The organism is Flavobacteriales bacterium, assembly GCA_016713875.1.
GTDB lineage: Bacteria > Bacteroidota > Bacteroidia > Flavobacteriales_F > PHOS-HE28 > PHOS-HE28.
Genome location: JADJOI010000003.1, coordinates 63,712 through 79,098, shown reverse-complemented (window position 1 = coordinate 79,098; position 15,387 = coordinate 63,712). Strand labels below are relative to the sequence as shown.

Genomic DNA, 15,387 nt, shown 5'->3' with positions numbered 1-15,387 from the left:
GCGCTATCCGAAGCGTTCGGTCAATTCGGCCGGCTCAAAGACCTTGATCCGACTGGTCGAGAAGTCCTTCGCATTGCAGGTGACAATGGCGTCGACCTTGCCGGCGTCCAGTGCCGCGAAATGCTGAACGCCGTCCTCGAGGTCTTCGAACTTGCTGCTGAAGGACGCATGAAAATGCGCCTCGCCGATAGGAACGACCTTGACCAAGGCCAGTATGGACTCCATCGCGTCAACGACCCGTGGCCGGTCGACACGCGTGCGGCTGATGCGCCACTTCTGACTGACCACATGCATCACATTGGCCAGGACCACGGGCGTCGTGACCGCTTGTACCGACCCCGCTTCCACCAGGTCCATCACGCGTTGCGCATCGGATGATTGGAGCTCGTTCCCATCCAACGCCGCGATGATCACATCGCTATCCAGGAAGATCCGCATCAGGCGCGCTGCTTCTTCCGTGTCCGCGGTGCGGCAGTGGCCCTCCTCACCAATTTTCCGAAGCGGTCGTCCCGCTTCATGTCAGCCGTCGTGAGCCCCAGGGTACCACCCCAGCGTTGGCTCCACGTCCTTGCGGGCGGCGTATCGGTCGTCAGTTTGTCGATCATCTCCTCCACGAGCTCGCTGACGGACTTCTTCCGCTTACGGCCAAAGGCCTTGACGCGCTTCACCTTGGCACTGTCGATGCTGAGGGTGAGCTTGGTCTTCATGGCGATCAAATGTACGTAATCAAGAACCGGATACGTAGTCAAGACCAAATTGACCTTGCCCCGTTAGTCACTTCAGGAGAACCTGCCTTCCTCTGATCCTCCTTCCATTCAATTTCGAATCGACGGAAAGGATCACTGCTTCATATTCGAAGCCTTCAGGACCAGCATCAACTATGGAGACCTTCAGTGTGTCCAAAGAGCTGATCGGCCCCTGATCACCTGTCAGCACCGTTCTCCCGAACAACATGTATGTACAGCTATCCAACCAGATCACCCTGGAACGCGAGACAAGCCCTATGGCCGGTAGTTCCTCGACCTGCTCATTCCACGTTCTCGTCAGCACGTATCGTGTGTCCTGAGTTCCAACGTCCTCAAATCTTCCGATCCGAGCCAGCGCACAATCCGTTCGATCAGATCGGGCACCGGGGACGCCACACGAGCCAATGAGGATGACGCTGACAAGCCCGAATGAGCGCAAACGTGTCGCGGTCAGATCCATCCCTTCCTCAGAGCTCCCCCGCCTCCGCGATCAATTCCGCCACATCCAACACCTTCACCTCCCCTTCCTTGTTGAACTGCTTCACGCCGTCCGTCAGCATCGTATTGCAGAACGGGCACCCGGCGGCGATGACGTCCGGGGCGGCGGCCAGGGCCTCCTCGGCGCGTTCGTGGTTCACCTCCCGCGTACCGGGCTCGGCCTCCTTGAACATCTGGGCGCCGCCAGCACCGCAGCACAGACCGTGCGCCCGGCTCCGCTTGAGCTCCACCAGCGCGGCGTCCAGCTTCAGCAGCACTTCGCGCGGCGCCTCGTACTCGCCGTTGCCCCGGCCCAGGTAGCACGGATCGTGGAAGGTGATCCGCTTGCCCTTGAAATCGCCGCCCTCCACCTTGATGCGCCCTTCCTTCAGCAGCGCGTTGATGAACTGCGTGTGGTGGAGCACCTCGTACGTGCCGCCCAGCGCGGGGTATTCGTTCTTCAGGGTGTTGAAGCAGTGCGGGCAGGCGGTGACGATGCGCTTCACCCCGTAGCCGTTCAGCACGGTCACGTTCTGCAGCGCCTGCATCTGGAAGAGGAACTCGTTGCCGGCCCGCCGGGCGGGGTCGCCGGTGCAGGTCTCCTCGGTGCCCAGCACGGCGAACTTCACCTTGGCCGCGTGCAGGATGCGCACGAAGGCCTTGGTGATCCTGCGCGCCCGGTCGTCGAAGCTTCCGGCGCAGCCCACCCAGAACAGCACGTCCGGGGTCTCGCCGGCGGCCAGCATGTCGGCCATGGTGGGGATGCGGATCGGCTCGGTCATCGGTTGGTTCATGGGTCGACCGGTGGGTCGGGGGTGCGGGTGCGATCGATCAGTGGTCCTCGAATACCTCCACGGTCGCGCTCCGCTCCACGAGGTCGGTGAAATGGCCCTCGTAGCGGGTGGCCCGCACTTCGCGGTCGTCGATCCAGTGGTAGTTGCCGCCGCGGGGCTTGCCCATCACCATGCCGTGGTACTTGAAGCCGTGCCTGTTCAGCCACTGCTCCGTCACCGCGCGGTGCTCCTCGGTGCGGCTGGTGAAGAAGGTGATGATGTGCCCCTCGTCGTACCACGCGTTCAACTTCTCCACGGCCTCGGGGAACACCTCGGCCTCCGCCATGCGCCAGGGCTCCTCGTTGGGGATGTCCTCGCAGATGGTGCCGTCGATGTCGATGAGGAAGTTCTTCATCCCCGGCGGCAGCTTGGGGCTCACCCGCTTGCCGTTCTCGGTGGTCTCGATCAGCGTTGGATTCTTCATGGCTCGTGCGTTCTATGCCGGCATCAGGACCGGGTCCAGTCCATGCGCTTGTCCGGGCCGAAGGCCCAGGGTGCGCCGTTGTTCTCCACGTTGTTGAACATGCCGGTGAGGGCCGCCCGCGTACTGCTCTCCTCCATCACCTTGTAGCGGCGCATCTGCATGATGATGTCCACCGGGTCGATGTTCACCGGACAGGCCTCGGTGCACGCGTTGCAGGTGGTGCAGGCCCACAGCTCCTCGTCGCTGATGCGGTCGTGCAGGCTCCGGCCATCGTCCTCCCACTTGCCCTTCGCGTCGATCACCTTCCCCACCTCCTCCACCCGGTCGCGTGTGTCCATCATGATCTTGCGCGGGCTCAGCAGCTTGCCCGTGAGGTTGGCCGGGCATTCGCTGGTGCAGCGGCCGCATTCCGTGCAGGTGTAGGCGTCCAGCAGGTTCTTCCAGCTGAGGTCGAACACGTCCTTCGCGCCGAAGCGCTCGGGCATCTCCACGCCGGCCACGGTGCGCGGGGCGGTGGGCTCCGGCGGCGGAACGGCCGGGTCCAGCATGCTCCGTACCTCGCCGGTGATCCGCGGCATGTTGGCCACCTGCGTCCGCGGCTCCAGCTTGCTGTACCAGGTGTTCGGGAAGGCCAGCAGGATGTGGAGGTGCTTGCTCACCACCAAGTAGTTGAGGAAGGCGAGGATGCCGATGATGTGGAACCACCAGCACGCACGCTCGATGAGGTGAAGTGTTTCAGAGCTCATAGAGCCAAATCCTCCCCAAGCTGCAATCCACTGGCTGACCGGGAACGAGCCCGCCATATGCGGCGACCTTTCCATCAGGACCATGTCCGCCGCGTTCATGGTGAGGAAGGCGCTCATCAGCAGGATCTCGGTGACCAGGATGATCATGGCGTCCTTCGACGGCCAGCCCTTCATCTCGGGCTTATGGAAGCGTGGCAGCCGCAGCACGGCCCGGCGGGCGATGAAGGCGATGCACGCCACCAGCACGCCCAAGGCCAGCACCTCGAAGGCGCCGATGAGCACGTCGTACAACCCGCCCAGGAAGGCGAACACGCGGTGGGTGCCGAACACGCCGTCGATCACGATCTCCAGCACTTCGAGGTTGATGATCACGAAGCCGGCGTAGATGAGGATGTGCAGGAGGCCCGCCACGGGACGCACCACCATCTTGCTCTGGCCGAGGGCCACGCGCGCCATCACGGCCCAGCGCTCGGCCGGCCGGTCGGTGCGGTCCTCATCGCGGCCCAGCAGGATGTTGCGCCGGATGCGCATCACCTGCCGCCCGAACCAGGCGCCGGCGCCCGCCAGCAGCACCACGAAGACGATCTGCCCGATGCTCATTCCGTCGTTCCGTTGCGCACCGCGTCGCCGATGCGTTGCACGTCGCTGTCGCTCAGCTTCGGCAGCTTGTCCTTCTTCCCGAACACGGAAACATGCACGTAGCGGTTCGGGTTCAGCCGCACGTCCTCCAGCAGCAGGTCCAGCTCGTTGCTGGCCCGCTCCAGGTTGCGGTACAGGCTGTCGTCGGTCATCAGCTGGCCCAGGGTGCCGTTGCCCTCGCGCAGGCCGCCCATGATGGTGCGCGCCTCGGCCATGGTGCTGTCCAGCGAGGCCAGCGTGCGCTGGATGCTGCCGTTGGCCAGGATGGCGGCGGTGGTGTCCAGGTTCTGCAGGATGCGGGTGATCTGCACGTTGTTGTCGCGCAGGTTGCCGCTCACGCTCTCCAGGTTGCCCAGCGTGGCGCTGATGGTCTGGCGCTCCACGGCGATCAGCTCGTTGAGCTGCCGGGCGGCCTTGTCCAACGATCCCAGCGTGGACCGGATGCTCGACAGGCTGCTGTCGATGTCGTTGCGGGCCTTGGGGTTCAGCACCTGCTGGAAGGCGGTGAGCACCGAATCGACGCTCACCAGCATGGTCTCGGCCTTGCGCTTCAGCGGGTCGATCTGCTGGCCCAGCGCCTCGGTGAGGCCCGGGGTGACGTCGCCCATGAGCGTGTCGCCCGGTTCGGCGAGCACCGCGCTGTCGCCCAGCATCAGCTCGGTCCACTTGTTCAGCAGGTCGCCCTTGATGCGGATGCGCGTGTCGCGCGGCAGCTTCAGGTCGTCCTTGTTCAATTGGAAGGAGACCACGATGAGCCCGCCGGGGCCCGGCAGCAGGTCGGTGCCCACCACGCTGCCCACCTTGTATCCGTTGAGCAGCAGCGGTGAGGTCTCGGCGATGCCCGAGATGTCGGTGTAGACGGCGTGGTACACATTGCGCCGCTGCAGCAGGTCAAGCCCCTTGAGGTAGTTGACGCCGAAGACCAGGAGCAGCGCTCCAGCGATGACCATCAGGGCGATGGAGTACTCCCGTTTGAGCTTCGGCAATGCCTGTCGTTATTGGCCCTGGGCGAATTTAACGGCTTCCTGCAGATCGATCCGGACGCCATCGCGGAAGGCCACGATGAAGGCGCCGTCGTATCCCTTCTCCCGGCACAGCTTCTGCACGGCCCGCGCCCGCTCCAGCGTAGGCTCGTCGCCCACCGTGTAGCGGTACAGCTCATTGCCGCGGTGCTCCTCCGCGCCCTCCAGGCCCTTGAAGTTCTTCGCCGTGGGCTCGATGCGTTTGCTGGAGGTGACCACCTGCACCTTGAAGCGTACGCCCGAGGCGGCCGGCTCGGGTACGGGGGGCTTGGGCGTGTCCACCACGGGCGCCGGCGCGGTGAGCTCCACGCCCTCCACGGTGGCCTTGTACTCCTTGAAGGCACGGTAGATGGCGGAGGCCATGTAGTCCTGGCCCTGGTCGCCCTGCAGGAAGTCCTCCTCGTTGGCGTTGGTGAGGAAGCCCAGCTCGATGAGCACGCTGGGCATGGTGGTGTAGCTGATCACCAGGAAGCCGGCCTGTTTCACCCCGCGGTCCGGCCGCCCCACCCGGTCCTTGAACTGCTTCTGGATGAGGGCACTGAGCAGCAGGCTGTGGTCCAGGTGCACGTTCTGCCGCAGGCTCAGGGCGATCATGCTCTCCGGGTCGGTGGGGTCGTAGCCGTCGTACTTCAGCTCGTGCCCGTCCTCCAGCAGGATGGCCGCGTTCTCCTTCTGCGCCACCTTCATGTTGGCCTCGGTCTTGTGCAGGCCCATCACGTAGGTCTCGCAGCCATGCGGTTCCTTGTTGTCGTTGGCGTTGCAGTGGATGCTGATGAAGACGTCGGCCTTGGCGCGGTTGGCGATGTTGCAGCGCTCGCGCAGTTCGATGAAGCGGTCGTCCTCGCGGGTGTACACCACCTTCACATCGGGGAAGGCCTCGGTGATGTATTTGCCCAGGAGCTTGGCCACATTGAGCGACACGTGCTTCTCGGTGGTCTTGTAGCGCCCGGTGCCGAGGTTGCCGGGGTCCTTGCCGCCGTGGCCCGCGTCCAGCACCACCGTGCGGATGCGGTTGACGTCGCCCATGGCGGGGCCCTGTGGCATGGTCCGTGCAGGCAGCAGCAGCGCCGCGCACGCGGTCAGCACGATGCGTACCACCGCCCTGGCGGCCGGGGAAGTCCCCCGGACGCGAAGCCCTATTTTCGGCCCGCGAATGGCGCCGGCGCGATGCATCTTCCCCACAGGGCGCGAAACTAGCGGGGCTCTGCGGCGGGGCCGGTCCTGGGAAATCGCATTTTTCATCACGTTCCTGTTGGTTGCCTCCGGCCCGCCGGCCCTGGGCCAGGCGCTGGACGCCCCGGTGACCTACAACGCCCGCGACAGCATCCGGTACGACCTGCAGCAGCAGATCGTGTACCTCTTCGGCGCCGCCCAGGTGCAGTACAAGGGCGTGGCGCTCACGGCGGACCGCATCGAGTACCACTTCAAGAACGAGGAGGCCCGGGCCCATGGTGTGCCCGACAGCAGCGGTGCGGTGGTGGGCAAGCCCGCCTTCGACCAGGAGGGCCACCGCATCGAGGCCGACAGCATCCGCTACAACTTCCGCACGCAGAAGGGGCTGATCAAGGAGGTGCGCACCAGCGAGCAGGAGACCTACGTGCAGGCCCGGGTGAGCAAGCGCCACGGCGACGGCGAGGTGCACAGCAAGGGCGGACTGCTCACCACCTGCGACCGGCCCCGGCCGCATTACCACTTCCGCGCCAGCCGCATGATGGTGATCCCCGACGACAAGATCGTCACCGGCGCGGCCGTGATGAAGGTGGGGCCCGTGCCCACGCCGATCGCGATCCCCTTCGGCTTCTTCCCCAACAAGCGCGGCGGCACCAGCGGCGTGCTGATGCCCACCTACGGGGAAAGCCCCACGCTGGGCTTCTTCCTGCTCAACGGCGGCTATTACCGGCTGCTGGGCGAGCACGCCGACCTGAGCGTGACGGGCGACATCTACAGCCGCGGCAGCTGGGCCCTGCGCGCCAGCACCCGCTACCGCACCCGCTACCGCTACAACGGCGCCCTGCAGGTGGACCACAGCACGCAGCGCAACAGCATCCCCGACTACCCCGACTTCAGCCGGCAGCGCAACTTCTTCGTGAAGTGGAACCACACCATGGACACCCGCGCCAGCCTGAGCGACCGCTTCACCGCCAGCGTACACGTGGGCACCAGCAACAACTTCCGCAACAACTTCAACAGCAGCACGATCGATTACCTGAGCAACACCTTCCAGAGCAACATCGGCTGGACGCACCTGTGGCCGGGAAAGCCCTTCACCCTGGCGGTGAACCTGCGGCACGCCCAGAACACCGGCAACCGCTCCTTCAACCTCACCGTGCCGGCGCTCACCTTCAACATGAGCCGCATCCTGCCCTTTCAGCGGCGCGTGTCCACCGGGCGGTGGTTCGAGCAGATCGGCGTGGCCTACGCACTGGCCTTCGACAACCAGTTGAACACCACCGAGGAGCGGCTCTACTGGGCCAACCTGCCCACCCTGATGCGCGAGCTGCGCAACGGCGTGCGGCAGGGCGCCACCCTGAGCTCGGCGTTCAAGACGCGCTTCTTCACGGTGAACCCGGAATTCACCATCACCGAGCGCTGGTACTTCGAGCGGCTGCGGCAGGAGTACTACGCCGAAGGCGACACCGTGCTCGCCAACGAGGTGCCGGGCTTCACGCGCAACGGCGACTGGGTGGCGGCGGCCACCATGACGAGCAAGCTTTACGGCATGTACCAGTTCAGCGGCCGTTGGTTGAAGGCCGTGCGGCACGTGCTGACGCCGAGCGTGCGGCTGAGCTACCGCCCCGACCTGGACCCCACGGTGGACGTGTTCGCGCCCGACGGGTCCGTGGCCTCCACCTACAACCCCTTCCAGAACGGCATCTACGGCTCGTCGCCCGCGGGCGAGAGCGGCCAGGTGGGCCTGGGCCTCATCCAGAGCCTGGAAGCCAAGGTGCGCAACGCCAAGGCGGGCGAGGAGGACCAGCAGGCCTTCCGCAAGGTGAAGCTGCTCGACTTCGTGGGCCTGAACACCAGCTACGACTGGATCCGCGACTCGCTCAACTGGTCGCCCGTGAACCTCAGCGCCCGCACCACCCTGCTGAACCGCGTGAACGTGAACTTCGTGAGCGTGTGGGACCCCTACGCGGTGAACGCGCAGGGCCAGCGCATCGAACGCGCCGAGGTGGACCGCAGCGGCGCCCTCGCCCGCCTCACCGCCATGAACGTGGCCGTGGGCTTCGACCTGAAGAGCAAGCGCTACGGCCAGGCCCCCGCCGCGCCGGGCGAGCAGCCCGTGGTGGGCGAGTCGGACCCCAACAAGGGCGCCGCCATCGACTTCAACATGCCGTGGCGCCTGAGCGTGAACTACAGCTACGACCTGAACCCCAGCTACGTGGACGGCCTCGAGGACCAGGAGCGCCAGAGCGTGCTGTTCAACGGCGACGTCACCCTGTTCAAGTACTGGAAGCTCGGGGTGTCCAGCGGCTATGATGTGGTGGCCGGTGAATGGACGCCCAGCTCGTTGAACCTGTACTGGGACCTGCACTGCTGGGAGTTCAACGTGAACTGGATCCCCAACGGCATCCGCCAGAGCATCAGCCTGCAGCTGAACGTGAAGGCCAGCGTGCTGCGCGACCTGCGCTACCAGTGGACGCGGCCCATCGGCAACGACAACCTGTTGCGATGATCAACCGGACGGCGCGTTGAGCCAGTTGCGGATGATCCGCCCCCCTTCCGGCGTCAGCACGCTCTCCGGATGGAACTGCACCCCGCAGGCCGGGTACCGCGCATGCCGCACCGCCATGATGACGCCGTGCTCGCTGCGGGCGGTGATGCGCAGGTCCGTCGGCAGCGTGTCCGGATCGGCGGCCCAGCTGTGGTAGAGGCCCACGGGGAACCGATCGGGCAGGCCGGCGAAGAGCGGATCGCGCGGCTCCTCCGGCAGGCAGTCCACCGGTACGCCATGCATCACCCGCGCCTGGTTGTAGAGCGTGCCGCCGCACAGCTCCACCAGCGCCTGCAGGCCCAGGCACACGCCCAGCACCGGGTGCGTGGGCAGGAGGGCCGCCAGCAGCGGCCTGGTGATGCCCGCCTCGTTCGGCAGGCCGGGACCCGGCGAGATGACGATGCGGTCGTAGCGCGCCGCCTCGTCCACCGTGATGGCATCGTTGAGCACCACGTCCACCTCGGCATGCGGCGCCAGCAGGTGGTGCAGGTTCCAGGTGAAGCTGTCGTAGTTGTCGAGCAGGAGGATGCGCACGGCGGGGCGAAGATCGTGCGGGGGCGGTGCACCGTCCGTCACTGATGAACCCGATGGCCGTAGCCTGATTCAGCAGGTGAAGGCAGCCGTGGTGCGAATGGCGGGCCAACTGTGCGCCGGTTTGTCTGTTTCCTGACGTAGCCCTTCCCTACCGGGTTTCTGTTCTGCGCCGTGTGGGGCCGGACCGGTATACGCGGGCCGGAACTTGGCTGGCAGCAAAGGTCGGCCGAAGGACCAGGACTCCTATCGTTGTACCTTCAAACGACCGGAAAAAGGCTTGAGGCGATATTTCCGACCGTCACGGGCAAATGCGATCGGAGACACCAACACGACCAGCTCGCCCCATCACAGGACCAAGCACCATCACGCGCACCAGCCCCGCGAAAATGAAGCGCTTCAACCACGTCGGGCATTCGCTAGATTTAACCCTCGTACCGAGTGAGGCGCTCACGAATACAACTCACCATGTCCAAGCCGGTTCAGTTCCGCATGGCGTTCATACAGGGCAGTCCATCCCTCAACGCCCACATCACAACCATGTATCACGCTCTTGCCAAATGGGCCGTCCGATTCCTGTTGATCGCGCCGATGTTCACCGAAGGCGCAGCAGCGCAACCGGGAACCGGTTGTGGAACACATCACGATAGTGTTCCTGGTAACCGAGCAGCTTCCTGTGGCGAGCAGTCATTCGCCTTCGAGAATAAATACCGCCGCAAGGAAACCTGGGTTACCGATCCCGCGACAACGCCGATTCGCACGCTGCATGTCAACCTGATCTTCTGGCGCTTCGCCGATGGTACGGGTAGTTATGCTGACACGCCGGCCAATCTGCTCCGAATGGACAGCGTCTTCTATTTCGTGGACAGGAACTACCGACGCAACGTGGCTTTGGACCATGTCCTGGGGTATCCGGTACCGTTCATTGACAGCTCAAGGGTCCGGATCGAACTGGACAGTGTCTACTTCATCGATGATCCCACACCGGATACCTCCTTGTACTGGACGAATGGATCCTTGAGCCACAATGATCTTCTTGACCAATACGTTTCGGTCAACTATCCGGACCGAACGCGCGCCTTGAACATTCACTTGACCCACTTGAGGCCGGGTATAACGGTTGACTATGGTGGTTATGCTCAACACGGATCGATCGAGACGTTTTACAAGACCACACCTGATATGAGCGGTTCCGCCATTCACGATTGGTGGTTATCGACACATTGGACCCATGAGATCGGACATACCTTCGACCTGAAACACACGTATGATGTTTCTGAACAGACCTGCAATACCAGCAACATCGATTTCCTTTGGGACCTCTTTGACACCACGGTCGTGTGCACAACTCCACCATGCGTTGGTGGTGTCTGCCTGATCCCGATCAACACGTGCAACAACATTCTTGCAGGTGCTGATGCGAACAACACCACGGCCTTGCAGATGGGGATCATGAATAGGTCCATCTCGATGGGCAACTTCTGGTCTCAACAGTCCGGTGCTCCGGACCACATGACCGGTTACGGACCTGCACCATTTAACGTAAGCACCGACGAGACCTGGGACTTCCCCATGAAAATGTATCAGGACCTAGTGGTCCGACCAGGAGCGACACTGACCCTCACCTGTGAGGTTCAATTCGTTCCGGGCGCCAAGCTCATCGTTGAGCCCGGTGCTCGGCTCATCAATAGACGGAGCGTTGCTCACGAACGAGGCCTACCACAGGACTTTCTGGCAGGGCATCGAGGTCCACGGCACCACCGGCCAACACCAGTACCCGGCCACGCAACCCGATCATCAGGGCCTGGTGGAACTGCGCAACGGCGCTGTGATCGAGCATGCCCGCGAAGGTGTGCGGCTCTGGGAGCCAGGCAACTACAGCAGCACGGGCGGGGTGCTCATCGCTCAGGACGCCACCTTCCGCAACTGCCGAAGGGCCGTGGAGGGCATGAAGTACGAAGGCTTCGCCGCCCACGACCCGAGCATCCGGCTACCCAACCGCACCCGCTTCAACCGGGTCCACTTTGTGGTGGACAATGACTACCGCGGCGGCACGGACTTCGACACCCATGTGAGCCTATGGGGCATGGAGGGGGTCAACTTCGTGGAGTGTACGTGGGAGAATCTCCAGAGCACCTTGACGGAAAGCGCGGACCTGGGCCACGGCATCACCAGCCACGAGAGCAGCTTCCGTGTGCTGCCAGGGTGCAGCAGCCTCCAGCAACTCGGCAGCCCCTGCCCGCCCGCCGATGTGCTGCCCAGCGTGTTCCGCAACCTCGACCATGCCATCCACGCCACCAACGGCAGCGGTCAGAGCTTCTCGGTGGACCGGGCCGCGTTCGAGAACAACGTCATCGGGGTCTACACCAACTCGGTCCATGGGTTCAGCGTCACACGCAACACGTTCGTCCTGGGTGAGCGCGCTGTAACGCTCGTAGGCCCCGTGGATGAGGCGCTGGAGGACTACCACAGGGGAGTTTTCTCACATGAGAGCCACGGCTTCATCATCGAGGACAACGCATTGAGCATGGCCAGCAACCCGCAGGCCGGGGCTGAAGGGATCGTCGTAGGCTACAACCGCGATTTCAACGATGTGGTGCGCCGCAACACGGCCAGTGGCCTGGAGGTGGGCTTCGTGGGAGAAGGCATTTGCAGCGACGTGCAGAACGGCGGTCTGGGCTTCATCGGCCTGCAGCACGAGTGCAACACCAACGTCAGCAACGGGGTGAACCATTGGGACCGGAAAGTCCTGACAGACGATGATTTTCAGTTACTACATACCATGCGCCTGAACCAGGGCACGGGGAGCACACCGGCCCGCAACCAGTTCGATCAGGAGACCGGCACCCTGGACGAGAGCGACTTCAAACGCACGAGCGAGAACGGGGTGCTCATGTACCACTACGGTGGCCTGGGGGATGTGGAACCGCTGGACAATACGCCGACCTGGGTGGAAACGGCATTTGCCTCGAACGACCCACCGGGCTGCCCGGCCCGTAGCTATCCGGTCGGTCGCCTCACCGGCGTGCAGAAGGCCCTCTTGGACGACTCGTTGGAGGACGGCAAGTTGGCCTACGGGAACCTGCGCTATGCGTACAACGCCCTGTTGGACGGCGGCAGCACTGATGCCGTGGTGGCCGAGATCAGCAGCGCATGGAGCGGGGACGCCTGGGACTTGCGCGACTACCTGCTCGGCCTGAGCCCCTTCTTGACCGTGGAGAGCTTGCAGGAAATGATCCAGGAGAACAAACTACCACAGGCCATGGCCCTGGAAGTGTGCCTGGCCAATCCGGAGGCCACCGCCCAGGAGGGCTTCACGGATTGGCTGCTGTATGAGGCCGATCACCCCATGCCCCTGTACATGGTGGAGCAGATCATGGCCAGTTGGCAGGAGGAAAGCACCCTGCGCGCGGTGATGGAGGGAGAAATGGCCGACCACCACCGGGCCATGAGCGCCGCCGCCGTGGAGCTGATCGCCGACCTGCGCGCGGATACCCTGCGCATGCAGATGGACAGCATCCTCCTGCACATTCAACAGTTACCTACGTGGAGTGCGCGCCTGGACGAGGCCACCTTGCACATGGAGCAGGGACAGTTCGCTGCCGCACGAGCGGTGCTGGACAGTCTGGAGACCCAGTTCACGCTGAAGCCTGCGGCGGAGGCCGAACGCGACCGCTTCCACGACCTGCTGAACATCCTGGAAGCCGTGCGCAACGACGACCGCACCGATGCGGAGCTGGACAGTGCGGAGGTGTCCGACTTGATCGCCTTCGCAGATGGGACCTACGACCGACCGGCGCACTGGGCACAGAACATCCTCTGCTTCCACTACGGGCTGTGTCGAGCTCCGCTCACCGGTGGTGATCCCAACCGGGCGCCCACGATCCAGAACACACAACCACGGGCGCCAAACGAGCAAAGCGCTTGGTTGAGGATCCATCCGAACCCGGCGAGTGCGTGGGTCGCTGTGGATTATTACCTAGGCCAGGAGGTCGTGAACGCCACCCTGCTGGTGCGCGATCTGATGGGCCGGGAGCTTCATCGCGCAGCGGTGAAGGGAGGAACGGGCCAGATCATCTGGGACACTCGGCAAGTGCCTGCCGGTAGCTACGCCCTAGTATTGCTCGGTTCCGTTGAGGGTCCGATCACGGAAACGCTCATCGTGCAACCATGAAGCACATGCGCCACTGGTGGCTGTGCTTCATGCTCATGGCACTTGGGACCATTCATGCGGCACATGCGCAACAACCTTTTGATCTGGACACCGCATTCAGGACTCCGATATCGGAGCGATACGTGAACTCCATCCTACCGCAAGCCGACGGCAAGTTGATCCTCTCCGGCCGCATGCTCTTCCCCGGGGCGTTGAATGAGCACCTTCTCGTGCGTATCGAACCGAACGGTGAGCTTGACCCCACCTACTATGCAAGCAGCCTAGGCGGGGGTAAGCTTAGATTCTGGAACGGTCTGGCCTATGTGGGAGCCAATAGTACCGTGCGCCGGATCTTGCCCAATGGATACGTCGATCCATCGTTCATTGGTATGAATACTGGACCGTACTTCTCCTCCGGCCAAGGCGGCGACTACCACGTGTACCCCGATGGTCGTGTGCTGATGTCCTGGCTCCATGTCCTGAGCGACAGTATCCGCGGCTTCGAGGGCTTCTATTGCCTAGTGTGGTTCACCAATACCGGATATCTGGACACCACGCAGACGCACCGAACCAGCGATAACGCCATCTCCTCGATCCACCAGCAGCCCGACGGCAAATTCCTCCTCAGCGGTATCTTCACCACCTACGAAGGACAACCAGTAGGTCGGATCTTCCGGGTACACCCGGACGGTGCATTGGACACCACCTTTCAAACTGACTTTGATTGGGGGGAGGCGAATGCGATATCCGTGTTAGGGGATGGGCGGATCCTGGCGAGCGGCTATATGATCCGCGATGGCATCTCGGATACCTTAAGGATGATCCGCTTAATGCCGGATGGTTCACTGGACCCTACCTTCAATAATGACCTCAGCGCCCCGGTCGAGGGTCTTGGCAACTACTCCACGCTACGGCACACCCTGCTTGTCGACGGTCGCATCGTTCTTCACGGTGGCTTCTACCAGGTGGACGGTGAGCCACGCAGTGGCATTGCCATGTTAACCCCGGACGGCGAGCTAAGCGATGATGCCTTCGCTGGTGGCGGGTGTGGAAACTACTTCGACCAGCTCAACAACACCAATGTGCACTCCTCGAGGGGAATGGCGCTCGCCCATGACGGTTCGTGGTACATCCACGGCAGCTACCATGGCTACGACGACGGCACGGTCAACGACAGCACCCAGCGCTTCGTGAGCCGCTTGTACGGGTTGGATGTGGGGGTGCAGGAACCGCAAGCGCCATGGCCCGGTGAGCTGACCCTGCATCCGAACCCAGCCGGAACATCCACCACGGTGCAGTTCAGCTCAGCGGCAACACGTGAATTGACCCTCGTCCTTCGCGATCCGCTTGGGCGCTTGGTCCATACGGAACGCCTACCCTACGGTCAGTCCGCGCACAGCATTGAACTGACGCACCTTCCGGAGGGGGTCTACCTGATCTCCGTGGAAGGCACCGCTGCCCCGTTCGCCCCAGCGCGACTGGTGGTCTCGCGCTAGCCGAGCGTGTACATCGGGTAACCGGCGAAGCGCTCAGGGCTTGCGCTCATCCACCATCAACCGATCCGCCGCCGGTCCAAGGATCCGCGCACCGTCCGTCACCCCAGGCGCTGGCGGATGCGATCGGCCGCTAGCTTGAGCGCATTCACCTGACGAAAAACCCATCCACCATGAACGACCAAAGCAACGCCCTGAACTGGTTCGAGATCGCCGTGGCCGACATCGATCGCGCGCAGCGCTTCTACGAGGCCGTCTTCGGCATCCACATGGAACCGATGGAGTTCCCCGGGCTGCAGATGCGCGCCTTTCCGGCGGACAGTATGAACGGCAAGGCCGGCGGCGCCCTGGCCAAGAGCGACAACCACAAGCCCAGCGCCGAAGGCGCCATCATCTACTTGAACGCCAACCCCGACCTGTCCGGGCCCTTGGGCCGCGTGGAGGCCAACGGCGGCAAGGTGCTCATGCCCAAGACCCACATCAGCGACGACATCGGCCACATGGCCTTCTTCCTGGACACCGAAGGGAACGCCGTGGCGATGCACTCGCAGGGGTAGGAGTGGCGAGTATCGAGTAGCCAGTGGCGAGCAGCGAGTGGATGAGAT

Annotated in this window: 12 protein-coding genes; 4 read left to right on the top strand and 8 right to left on the bottom strand. The window is 63.5% G+C overall.

Annotation, left to right across the window (positions count from 1 at the left end):
- Positions 1-3: 3 nt before the first annotated feature.
- The 7 genes from IPJ87_01790 to IPJ87_01760 all read right to left on the bottom strand — a co-directional run bounded on the left by IPJ87_01790 (position 4) and on the right by IPJ87_01760 (position 6,060).
- On the bottom strand, positions 4-438 hold the full coding sequence (locus IPJ87_01790) for a PIN domain-containing protein (GenBank protein MBK7940604.1): 435 nt from the start codon (positions 436-438) through the stop codon (positions 4-6).
- The gene (locus IPJ87_01785; GenBank protein ID MBK7940603.1) at positions 438-707 is read right to left on the bottom strand and encodes a hypothetical protein; all 270 of its coding nucleotides are present in this window, start codon (positions 705-707) and stop codon (positions 438-440) included. The genes IPJ87_01790 and IPJ87_01785 overlap by 1 nt, the downstream gene beginning before the upstream one ends.
- A 506-nt stretch (positions 708-1,213) precedes the next feature.
- Entirely contained in the window at positions 1,214-2,005 is a 792-nt protein-coding gene (locus IPJ87_01780) for a (Fe-S)-binding protein (GenBank protein MBK7940602.1), read from the bottom strand.
- 49 nt (positions 2,006-2,054) lie between these two features.
- The gene (locus tag IPJ87_01775; GenBank protein ID MBK7940601.1) at positions 2,055-2,480 is read right to left on the bottom strand and encodes a phosphoheptose isomerase; all 426 of its coding nucleotides are present in this window, start codon (positions 2,478-2,480) and stop codon (positions 2,055-2,057) included.
- A 23-nt stretch (positions 2,481-2,503) separates the two neighbouring features.
- Complete coding sequence (locus tag IPJ87_01770; protein MBK7940600.1) at positions 2,504-3,826, bottom strand: (Fe-S)-binding protein; 1,323 nt, start codon at positions 3,824-3,826, stop codon at positions 2,504-2,506.
- The gene (locus tag IPJ87_01765; GenBank protein ID MBK7940599.1) at positions 3,823-4,851 is read right to left on the bottom strand and encodes an MCE family protein; all 1,029 of its coding nucleotides are present in this window, start codon (positions 4,849-4,851) and stop codon (positions 3,823-3,825) included. Before IPJ87_01765 ends, IPJ87_01770 begins: the two co-directional genes overlap by 4 nt.
- Before the next feature lie 9 nt (positions 4,852-4,860).
- Positions 4,861-6,060, bottom strand: a complete 1,200-nt coding sequence (locus IPJ87_01760; protein ID MBK7940598.1) for an N-acetylmuramoyl-L-alanine amidase — start codon at positions 6,058-6,060, stop codon at positions 4,861-4,863.
- Between the two features lie 79 nt (positions 6,061-6,139).
- Between IPJ87_01760 and IPJ87_01755 the strand changes: the two genes are divergently transcribed.
- Positions 6,140-8,566: an LPS-assembly protein LptD gene (locus IPJ87_01755; protein MBK7940597.1), complete on the top strand. Its 2,427-nt coding sequence runs from the start codon at positions 6,140-6,142 to the stop codon at positions 8,564-8,566.
- Here IPJ87_01755 and IPJ87_01750 read toward each other — a convergent pair whose 3' ends face one another.
- Positions 8,567-9,139, bottom strand: a complete 573-nt coding sequence (locus tag IPJ87_01750; protein MBK7940596.1) for an aminodeoxychorismate/anthranilate synthase component II — start codon at positions 9,137-9,139, stop codon at positions 8,567-8,569. It lies immediately after the preceding gene.
- Positions 9,140-9,604: 465 nt separating this feature from the next.
- Between IPJ87_01750 and IPJ87_01745 the strand changes: the two genes are divergently transcribed.
- The 3 genes from IPJ87_01745 to IPJ87_01735 all read left to right on the top strand — a co-directional run bounded on the left by IPJ87_01745 (position 9,605) and on the right by IPJ87_01735 (position 15,339).
- The gene (locus IPJ87_01745) at positions 9,605-11,176 is read left to right on the top strand and encodes a hypothetical protein (GenBank protein MBK7940595.1); all 1,572 of its coding nucleotides are present in this window, start codon (positions 9,605-9,607) and stop codon (positions 11,174-11,176) included.
- A gap of 2,130 nt (positions 11,177-13,306) precedes the next feature.
- On the top strand, positions 13,307-14,785 hold the full coding sequence (locus tag IPJ87_01740; protein ID MBK7940594.1) for a T9SS type A sorting domain-containing protein: 1,479 nt from the start codon (positions 13,307-13,309) through the stop codon (positions 14,783-14,785).
- Between the two features lie 170 nt (positions 14,786-14,955).
- Positions 14,956-15,339, top strand: coding sequence for a VOC family protein (locus IPJ87_01735; GenBank protein ID MBK7940593.1), 384 nt, complete (start codon positions 14,956-14,958; stop codon positions 15,337-15,339).
- The last annotated feature ends 48 nt before the right edge of the window (positions 15,340-15,387 follow it).

Coding starts and splice junctions, on each gene's coding strand:
- IPJ87_01790 (MBK7940604.1), bottom strand. CDS start 438: ATGCGGATCTTCCTGGATAGCGATGTGATCATCGCGGCGTTGGATGGG.
- IPJ87_01785 (MBK7940603.1), bottom strand. CDS start 707: ATGAAGACCAAGCTCACCCTCAGCATCGACAGTGCCAAGGTGAAGCGC.
- IPJ87_01780 (MBK7940602.1), bottom strand. CDS start 2,005: ATGACCGAGCCGATCCGCATCCCCACCATGGCCGACATGCTGGCCGCC.
- IPJ87_01775 (MBK7940601.1), bottom strand. CDS start 2,480: ATGAAGAATCCAACGCTGATCGAGACCACCGAGAACGGCAAGCGGGTG.
- IPJ87_01770 (MBK7940600.1), bottom strand. CDS start 3,826: ATGAGCATCGGGCAGATCGTCTTCGTGGTGCTGCTGGCGGGCGCCGGC.
- IPJ87_01760 (MBK7940598.1), bottom strand. CDS start 6,060: ATGCATCGCGCCGGCGCCATTCGCGGGCCGAAAATAGGGCTTCGCGTC.
- IPJ87_01745 (MBK7940595.1), top strand. CDS start 9,605: ATGTCCAAGCCGGTTCAGTTCCGCATGGCGTTCATACAGGGCAGTCCA.
- IPJ87_01740 (MBK7940594.1), top strand. CDS start 13,307: ATGAAGCACATGCGCCACTGGTGGCTGTGCTTCATGCTCATGGCACTT.
- IPJ87_01735 (MBK7940593.1), top strand. CDS start 14,956: ATGAACGACCAAAGCAACGCCCTGAACTGGTTCGAGATCGCCGTGGCC.